Origin of the sequence: Cypionkella sp., from assembly GCF_028290025.1 — a bacterium.
Classification (GTDB): domain Bacteria; phylum Pseudomonadota; class Alphaproteobacteria; order Rhodobacterales; family Rhodobacteraceae; genus Cypionkella.
In genome coordinates this window covers 24,252-33,264 of sequence record NZ_JAQGKQ010000038.1, presented here as the reverse complement: position 1 = coordinate 33,264, position 9,013 = coordinate 24,252, and the positions used below count along the sequence as shown (strand labels likewise).

Genomic DNA, 9,013 nt, shown 5'->3' with positions numbered 1-9,013 from the left:
ATGGCTCTGGGTAGCGGGGCGGCGGCGGGGTGTCCTGTCTGAAAGCGACCTTGGGTGGCGTCGGAGGATGCCTCCGGCGGGGATATTTGAGCAGAGAGGATGAGCTAAGAGGTTTGTGGGGAGGCGGCAGGGAAAATTTTAGATAAGTTGGCGGGGTTTGGGTGGGGTTGGTTTTGGTGAGAATGCATGGGCCGACCGGCTTGCGTCGGGCGGCTTAGATGATGGAGTTACTCCGCACTGTTGGGTCAGCAGTTCGGCACGTTGACGGCGAGGCCGCCGAGGGAGGTCTCTTTGTATTTGGAGTGCATGTCGTTGCCGGTTTGGCGCATGGTTTCGATGCAGACATCCAACGATACCAGATGCTCACCATCGCCGCGCAGGGCGAGTGAGGCCGCCGAGACGGCTTTGATCGCGCCGAGGCCATTACGTTCGATGCAGGGGACTTGCACGAGGCCCGCGACCGGATCGCAGGTCATGCCGAGGTGATGTTCGAGCGCGATTTCGGCGGCGTTTTCGACTTGCATCACGGTGCCGCCCAACACGGCGGCGAGGGCTGCGGCGGCCATGGCTGCGGCGGAGCCTACTTCGGCTTGGCAGCCACATTCAGCGCCGGAAATGCTGGCGTTGTGTTTGCAAAGCCCGCCGATGGCCGAGGCGGTGAGCAGGAAGTCGGCGATTTTGCTGGTCGATGCGCCGGGGACGTGGTCGAGGTAATAGCGCAGCACGGCGGGAACCACGCCCGCAGCACCGTTGGTGGGGGCGGTGACGACTTGGCCACCATTGGCGTTCTCCTCGTTCACCGCCATCGCATAGAGGCTCATCCAGTCGTTGATGGTGTGCGGGGCGGTCATGTTCAGGCCACGCTCGGCCAGCAGGGCGTCGTGGATGCCTTTGGCGCGGCGGCGAACCTTAAGACCGCCGGGCAGGATGCCGGTGCCTTCCATACCACGGCTGATGCAATCGTTCATCACTTGCCAAAGCCGGGCGATGCCTTGGTCAATTTCGGCTTTGGTCCGAAATTTCAGCTCGTTGGCGAGTTTCATCTGCGCGATGGAAAGGCCGGAGGCTTTCGCCATCGCCATCATTTCGTCGGCGGACTCGAACGGATACGGCACGTCGGCTTTGGTTTTCGATTTACCCGCGCCAGCCTCGGCCAATTCAGCGGCGCTAAGAACGAAGCCGCCGCCGATGGAATAGTAGGTTTCCTGCAAGATCACGTCGCCCTGCGCGTCGGTGGCTTTCAGGATCATGCCGTTGGCGTGACCGGGTAGGGCGGGGCCGTAATCGAAGGTCAGGTCGGCTTTGGGGTCGAAGTGCAACGGCGGCAGACCGTCGGCGTGGATGGTGTGGGTGTCGTTGATCGCGGCAAGCGTGGCCTCAGCCTTGACGGCGTCATAAGTGGCGGGGTGGTAGCCTGCGAGGCCCAAGATCGTGGCGCGGTCGGTTGCGTGGCCGATGCCGGTGAAGGCGAGCGAGCCGTGCAATGAGGCTTTGACGCCGCCGAAGTTGAACGGCGAGGCGCGCATCAGATCGAGGAACCGGGCGGCGGCAACCATAGGCCCCATCGTGTGCGACGAGGACGGGCCAACGCCAACTTTGAACATATCGAAAACCGAAAGAAACATGGGGAGGAGTCCGATCTGGGGGTCAGTAGGGATTGGTGAAGATGGTCTGGCCGAGGTCTTCGGCTTGCGCACAGGTAAGCGCTGCGGCTGTGGTTTCCAAGGCGGTCAGGATGTTGTGCAAAGCGGGATAGTCGCTGGGCGGGCAAGGCTCGGCCAGCCAGCGCATCAACACGGCGATGTAATATCCCAAAGCCGAAGGCTCGGTGGTAAGCCAAGCCGGGGCGTCGGTGGCGATCATCTGGTTTAGCGTGGTGAGCAGCGATTTCGCGGTGAGGGCGGCTTGAGTTTTGACAGCCTCGGCGTTTTGCGCGCCTGCGAGACGGTCGGGATAGTAGTAGTGCATCACGACGGGATGCAGGTTGTTCGAGGTGAAGAACAGCCACGTGAGGAACTTGGCACGGTGCGGCGTGCCGGGGGCTGGGGCGAGTTTGCCGGTGACTTCCGTCAGATGCAGCAGGATCGCGGCGGATTCGAACATCACGCCGTTCGGAGTTTCCAGCGCCGGGATTTTTCCCAAGGGGTGCAGTTTGCGATAGGCTGGGGTGTCGAGTGCGCCGCCTGCGCGGTCAATCGGGGCGATCTGGTAGGGGAGCTTGAGTTCCTCCAGCACCAGCCGGACAACCAGTGCCGCAGAGTCGGGGGTGTGGTGCAGGATATACATCGGGTGCTCCTTTTGGCGCAGTATGGCGCAGCCGCGCGAGGAAGCCATGCGAAAACCGACGCTTTGTGGTGGTGAGCGGCGGGGTGGTGGTTTGAGGCGGAGTGATTGGGGCTGAGGTTCGCGGGGGTTCACACCCCCGCACCCCGTGGAATATTTAAGCCAGTATGAAAGCAAGTTTTAGATAAGTTTTAGGGATTTGGCTGTGGGGTTAACCAAAGAAATCCCACAGTAGCTTCAGGTTTAGTGCGATGATCACCACGGCGATCAGGATGGCTAGGGCTACCAGCCAGCGGGGGGCGGCGAGGGCTCCCATCTTGGCGCGGTTGGCAGTGAACATCACAAGGGGGACCACGGCGAACGAGAGTTGCAGTGACAAGATAACTTGCGTCAGGATCAGCAGGCGGCCAGTGCCTGCGCTGCCGTAATATAAGGTCACTCCGGCGGCGGGGATGATCGCGATGGCGCGGGTGATCAGGCGGCGCAGCCATGGTGGCAGGCGGATTTGCAGAAAGCCTTCCATCACGGCTTGGCCCGCGAGGGTGGCGGTGACGGTGGAGTTCAAGCCGCAGGCCAGTAGGGCGATGGCGAACAGGCTGGGGGCGATGCCGGAGCCGAGTAATGGCCCGAGCAGTTGGTGGGCGTCGCCGAGTTCAGCAATCTCGGTCTGGCCATTGGCGTTGAACGAGGCGGCAGCGAGGATCAGGATCGAGGCGTTGATCATCAGCGCGAAGGTGAGGGCTACGGTGCTGTCGATGGTGGCAAATTTAAGCGCCTCACGTTTCTCCGCGATGCTGTCGCCGTAATCGCGGGTTTGCACGATGGCGGAGTGCAGGTAGAGGTTATGCGGCATCACGGTCGCGCCAAGGATGCCGAGCGCGAGATAGAGCATTTCGGGGTTGCGCAAGATTTCGGTGGTGGGGGCGAAACCTTTGATCACGCCTGCCCAGTCGGGATCAGCCATGGCAATTTGCAATCCAAAGCAGATCGCGATGACGCCCAAGAGGGTGATGATGAAAGCCTCCAGCCAGCGGAAGCCTTTGGTTTGCAGCCATAATATCAGGAAAACATCCAGAGCGGTGATTAGAACGCCGATTTCCAGCGGGATGCCGAACAGCAGATTGAGGCCGATGGCGGTGCCGATCACCTCGGCTATATCGGTGGCGATGATGGCAATTTCTGCCGCTAACCACAGCGGGATGCTGACGAAACGCGGGAAGGCGTCGCGGCAGGCTTGGGCGAGGTCGCGGCCCGAGGCGATGGCGAGGCGGGCGCACAGCGATTGCAGCACGACGGCCATCAGGTTGGAGATCAAGGCGACGACCAGCAGGGTGTAGCCGAATTTGGAGCCTCCGGCCAGCGAGGTCGCCCAGTTTCCGGGGTCCATATAGCCGACCGCGACCATGTAGCCGGGGCCGAGGAAGGCGGCGAAGCGACGCCATGAGCCTTTGGGTAACAGGACCGAGCGATGCACGTCGGCGAGGGCCGCATCACCGCGCGGTTTTTTCCAATCGGCAGACAAATCGAAGGGCGAGGACATGATGGCTTTCTGACATTGAGAATTATTCGCAATGTAGCTCTGCGATTGTGGCTGTCAAGAGCCAACGCGAATAGCCTCTCGCTCCACCCGCTTGGTTTGCCTATAAGGACGCAATAGCGTCAGCAGCCCAGCACAAGCCCGGGCGCATCAGACTGAGGAAACCAGATGCCAGCCGATCTTTCCCCCATCGACAAAGCCAAATTCGTCGCCGCCAAACGCGCGGTGGATTTCGTGGAAAACGGCATGAAGGTCGGGCTTGGCACGGGGTCCACGGCGGCGTGGATGGTGCGCTGTCTGGGCGAGCGGGTGCGTGAGGAAGGTTTGAAGATTGTCGGAGTTCCGACCAGCACCCGCACGGCGGAACTCGCGCGGCAGGTTGGCATCCATGTCACCTCGCTGGATGAGGCGAAATGGCTGGATGTGACGATTGATGGCGCGGATGAGTTTGACCAAAATCTTGCGTTGATCAAGGGCGGCGGTGCGGCTTTGTTGCAGGAAAAGATCGTCGCAACCGCGTCCGATCTGATGATCGTGATCGCGGATGCGGCGAAGGAAGTGCAGCAGTTGGGCGCGTTTCCGTTGCCGATTGAGATCATTCCGTTCGGCTGGCAGACCTCGAAGGCGTTGGTCGAGGAAATGCTGGTGTCGATGGATGTGCTGGCGCGCGATGTTACCTTGCGAATGAACGGCGATCGGCCGCTGGTGACGGATGAGAGCAATTACATTCTGGACCTGCACCTGAAGCGAATTGGTAATCCGCGTCAGCTGGCATTGGTTTTGAACCAAATTCCGGGGGTGGTTGAAAACGGGTTGTTCATAGACATCTGTGACATAGTGATCATCGGCCACGGCGACGGCCGCGTGACGGTGCGCGATATCAACTCTGGCTCCGAGACGGATGATCAGATTTTGTTCGCGCCGACCGATAACATCTTCGCCGACTTGGGGGAATGATTTGAGGCTGGTGGTAAGGCGCGGGCGTAGGGCAAATACCGGTTTGCTGATTCATGTGCTGATGTTCGGCGGCCTGGGTGCTATCGCTGCCAAAGATTTGCTGGGGCGGGATTTGCACGGACAAGCTGTAACGCTGACCGCGCCGTTCGTTATTTTGGCGGCTTATGGCATCTATGTAGCATGGCGCGGTACCGTTCGGGCGGTGGTAGATGACGATGCAATCCGAATTGTAAGGCTGTTTTCGACGGATGTTGTCGCATGGCAGGACTTGGTCGGCTTGAGACAGACTCCGCAAAAGACCATGTTTTGGCTTTCTTATCTAACGCGAGGAAGCCGTCGCAGGCCGTTTTGGCTGACCAAAGGTCAAACGGATGTTACAACTTACGTGACGATGCTGGACATGATCCGAGAGCGGCGACCGGATTTGTTTGAAGCCAAGACCACGGAATTGGGGACCTTATGACTTTTGACTACGATCTTTTCGTCATCGGTGGTGGCTCGGGTGGGGTGCGGGCGGCTCGGATTGCTTCTGCCGAAGGTGGCGCGAAGGTGGCGTTGGCTGAGGAAAGCCGGATGGGTGGCACTTGTGTGATCCGGGGCTGTGTGCCGAAGAAGCTGATGGTCTTCGCCTCGGAATATCCCGAGCAAGTGCAGGACGCGCGGGCTTATGGTTGGGATGCGTCGGTCGGCAGCTTTGACTGGACGCGGTTTCGTGGCGCGTTGGAAAATGAGTTGGATCGATTAGAGGCAGCGTATCGCGGCACGCTGCTGAACGCCGGGGTGACGATCTACGACACGCGCGCCGTGGTGGTTGACCCGCATCGGGTGCGGTTGGCAGATGGTACCGAGTTTAGCGTCAAGCACATCCTGATCGCCACCGGCGGGCGGCCATTCGTTCCGACGGTGCCGGGGGCGGAGTTGGCCGTGACCTCGAATGAAATGTTTGATCTGGAGACTTTGCCGAAGCGGGCGTTGGTGGTCGGCGGCGGCTATATCGCCAGCGAATTCGCCTGTATTCTGCACGGTTTGGGCGTCGCGGTGACGATGATGTATCGCGGCGCTTCGATTTTGCGCGGCTTTGATGACGAAGCGCGCGGGATTGTGCAGACGACAATGCAGGCACGCGGCATTGATATTCAGTGCGGCGTTGACGTGGCTGGGTTGCATAAAGCGCCGGGCGGTATCGTGGCGCGGGGCACCGATGGCTCAATGCAGGAATTTGATCTGGTGATGTATGCTACGGGCCGACTGCCAAATTCGGGCGGTATCGGGCTAGAGAACCTCGGCGTGGGCATCGGTGTGCGTGGTCAGGTACTGGTCGATGAGTGGTCGCAAACCGCGGTGCCGTCGATCTATGCGGTCGGCGATGTGACGGACCGGATCAATCTGACGCCAGTGGCTATCCGCGAGGGTCATGCCTTTGCCGACACGGTGTTTCGCGGCGTACCGACCAAAGCCGATCATCAGCTGGTGGCGTCGGCGGTGTTCACTCAGCCGGAATTGGGCTCGATTGGGCTTTCCGAAGAGGCCGCCAAGCGCCAACATTCCGAAGCCCAAGGCCCGATTGAGATTTTTGCCGCGAGCTTCCGCCCGATGAAAAGCCTGTTCGCCGGACGTGAGGATCGCGTGCTGATGAAATTGGTGGTCGATCAGGCCAGCCAGCGGGTTCTGGGCTGCCATATTGTTGGCAATGGGGCGGGTGAAATGATCCAGCTCGCGGCTATTGCGATCAAAATGGGCGCCACCAAGGCCGATTTCGACCGCACCGTTGCGGTGCATCCGACGGTGTCTGAAGAGCTTGTGACAATGCGGAAGCCGGTTAGAGTGGTCTGATGCGGCAATTTGGCCCGGGTATCTGCTTGATTTCCGCGCCGTTCATGCCCAATTCACATGTAACGAAATAACACGAAAGGTTGATCAATGGCGGGTAGCGGCGGCCCTTGGGGCGGAAATGGCGGTTCTGGTGGGGATGACCGGAATGGCCAGCGGCCAGAGGGCGAACGGCCGGGGCAACGTCCGGGTGGACGCAAACCGGGTGAAGGCCCGCAGCTTCCCGAAATTGATGAGCTGATGAAGAAGGGCCAAGAGCACCTGCGTGTGCTGATGGGCGGACGTGGCGGCGGCAATGGTCGCGGGCCGGCTGGAACTGGCGGGCCGGGTGGCGCGCTGTTTACGAAACATGGCTTGGCGCTGGCTGCGATTGTGGTGGCTGGGTTGTGGATCTGGTCGTCGGCCTATTCGGTCAAGCCCGAAGAACAAGCCGTTACGCTTATGCTGGGCAAGTTCAGCGGTGTAAGCGAGGAGGGTTTGCACTTCGCGCCTTGGCCAGTGATGACGGCGGAAATCGTTGAGGCCCGCAAGCAGCGCACCACCGATATCGGCAACGGTGCAGCGGGTGAGTTGGACAACGGCTTGATGCTGACCCGCGATCAGAACATCGTCGATATTGAGTTTCAGGTGGTTTGGAACATCAGCGACCCGGCGAAGTTCCTGTTCAACTTGGCAGATCCGGAAGACACCATTCGCGCGGTTTCCGAATCGGCGATGCGCGATATCATTGCACGCTCAGAGTTGGCTCCGGTGTTGAACCGTGACCGGGGGGTGATTGCTTCGGAAGTCACCACTGCCATCCAGAACACGCTGAACAGCTATGATGCCGGGATCAGCGTGATCCGGGTCAACTTCGACAAGGCCGATCCGCCGCGCGAAGTTATCGACAGCTTCCGCAAAGTGCAGGCGGCGCAACAGCAGCGCGACCAGTTGGAAAAGCAGGCTGACGCTTATGCCAACACCGCGACGGCAGGTGCGCGTGGTCAAGCAGCGCAGTTGCAACAAGAGGCTGAGGCTTATCGCGCCCAAGTCGTGAACAACGCGCAGGGTGAGGCGAGCCGTTTCCTCTCGGTCTACGCCGAATATATCAAAGCGCCGGAAGTGACGCGCAAGCGGATGTATCTCGAAACTATGGAAAAGGTGCTGGGCGGCATGAACAAGGTAATCCTTGATGGCGTCGCTGGGCAAAACGGTCAAGGCGTGTTGCCGTATCTGCCGCTGGATGCACTGCCGAAACCTGCCACCACCACCACTACCGGAGGCTCAAATTGATGCGCCCGATTTATATTCTTCCCGGCCTGATCCTTGCAGGCGCTTTGCTGCTGTCGTCTGTGTTCATCGTGGACGAGCGCGAAAAAGTACTGGTCTTGCAGTTCGGTGAGGTCAAACAGGTGATTGACCAGCCCGGTTTGGGTTTCAAGCTGCCCTTCGTGCAGGAAATCTTCCGTTATGAAGACCGCATTTTGGGCCTGCCGACGCAGCCTTTGGAGGTTACTCCGCTGGATGATCGCCGCTTGGTAGTCGATGCGTTTGCGCGCTGGCGGATTGTCGATCTGGAAGCGTTCCGGCGCGCGGTTGGTTCGGGCGGCGAAAATGCGGCGCGCGACAACCTTGATAAGATCATCAACGCCGAAATCCGTGAGGTTTTGGGTGGGGTAAATAGCCAGAAAGTGCTGTCGGAAGACCGCACCGCGCTGATGAACCAGATCCGCGACAATGCCCGTGCCAAGGCGAAGGGTTTGGGCGTTGACGTCATTGACGTGCGGCTGACCCGTACCGATCTGCCGGAGCAAAACCTTGAGGCGACGTTCTCCCGGATGCGGGCAGAGCGCGATCGTGAGGCGGCCGATGAGATTGGCCGTGGTAACGAGGCGGCGCAGCGCGTGCGGGCAACCGCAGATCGCTCGGTGGTTGAGGTGGTGTCTGAGGCGCGTAAAGAGGCAGAGATCATTCGCGGTGAAGCCGATGCAACGCGCAACGCGATCTATGCCGAAGCCTTTGGCCGCGACCCAGAGTTTTTCGCGTTTACCCGGTCGCTGACATCTTACGAGCGGGCGCTGCAGTCGGGCAATTCATCTATGGTGATGCAGCCGGACAGCGAGTTCTTTGAATACCTGCGCACCGAAAAGCCTCCAACTGCGACCCCGGCAGCCCCGGTGCCACCACCTGCGACGGCAGCAGCTCAGCCGTAAGTTTGGTTTACTCTATTCGGCAAGGGGCTGGCGTTCGCGCTGGCCCTTTTCTTTGAGCAACGCTTAGTCCTTAGCGGCAAGGATTGGCGCAAGCTTCCGATACCACTTGCGTGCAGCCTCACGGCGATGACAAATTCATTCACGCAGGGTTGAGACGGCGCGATCTGGTTTGCATTGCGCATCTGGCCGCTTAAATGATTATGCGGATGTGATC

Annotated in this window: 8 protein-coding genes; 5 read left to right on the top strand and 3 right to left on the bottom strand. The window is 60.0% G+C overall.

Going from position 1 to position 9,013, the window contains the following annotated elements; all coding sequences use genetic code 11:
* Window positions 1-245 precede the first annotated feature (245 nt).
* From JWS10_RS05045 to JWS10_RS05035, 3 genes are all read right to left on the bottom strand, one after another.
* On the bottom strand, window positions 246-1,625 hold the full coding sequence (locus JWS10_RS05045; RefSeq protein ID WP_299505285.1) for an L-serine ammonia-lyase: 1,380 nt from the start codon (window positions 1,623-1,625) through the stop codon (window positions 246-248).
* A gap of 22 nt (window positions 1,626-1,647) precedes the next feature.
* Entirely contained in the window at window positions 1,648-2,286 is a 639-nt protein-coding gene (locus JWS10_RS05040; protein WP_299505284.1) for a glutathione S-transferase family protein, read from the bottom strand.
* 208 nt (window positions 2,287-2,494) lie between these two features.
* The gene (locus tag JWS10_RS05035) at window positions 2,495-3,823 is read right to left on the bottom strand and encodes an Nramp family divalent metal transporter (protein ID WP_299478186.1); all 1,329 of its coding nucleotides are present in this window, start codon (window positions 3,821-3,823) and stop codon (window positions 2,495-2,497) included.
* 165 nt (window positions 3,824-3,988) lie between these two features.
* Between JWS10_RS05035 and rpiA the strand changes: the two genes are divergently transcribed.
* The 5 genes from rpiA (at window position 3,989) to JWS10_RS05010 (ending at window position 8,799) form a co-directional block, all read left to right on the top strand.
* Window positions 3,989-4,777 carry a ribose-5-phosphate isomerase RpiA gene (rpiA, locus tag JWS10_RS05030; protein ID WP_299505283.1) on the top strand — a complete coding sequence of 263 codons (789 nt, stop codon included), beginning with the start codon at window positions 3,989-3,991 and terminating at the stop codon, window positions 4,775-4,777.
* Between the two features lies 1 nt (window position 4,778).
* A complete protein-coding gene (locus JWS10_RS05025; RefSeq protein WP_299505282.1) occupies window positions 4,779-5,240 on the top strand; it encodes a hypothetical protein in 462 nt (153 codons plus the stop codon).
* The gene (gor, locus tag JWS10_RS05020) at window positions 5,237-6,610 is read left to right on the top strand and encodes a glutathione-disulfide reductase (protein ID WP_299505281.1); all 1,374 of its coding nucleotides are present in this window, start codon (window positions 5,237-5,239) and stop codon (window positions 6,608-6,610) included. The genes JWS10_RS05025 and gor overlap by 4 nt, the downstream gene beginning before the upstream one ends.
* Window positions 6,611-6,697: 87 nt before the next feature.
* Window positions 6,698-7,879 carry an FtsH protease activity modulator HflK gene (gene hflK / locus JWS10_RS05015; protein ID WP_299505280.1) on the top strand — a complete coding sequence of 394 codons (1,182 nt, stop codon included), beginning with the start codon at window positions 6,698-6,700 and terminating at the stop codon, window positions 7,877-7,879.
* Window positions 7,879-8,799, top strand: a complete 921-nt coding sequence (locus JWS10_RS05010; protein WP_299478171.1) for a protease modulator HflC — start codon at window positions 7,879-7,881, stop codon at window positions 8,797-8,799. Before hflK ends, JWS10_RS05010 begins: the two co-directional genes overlap by 1 nt.
* Window positions 8,800-9,013: the final 214 nt, after the last annotated feature.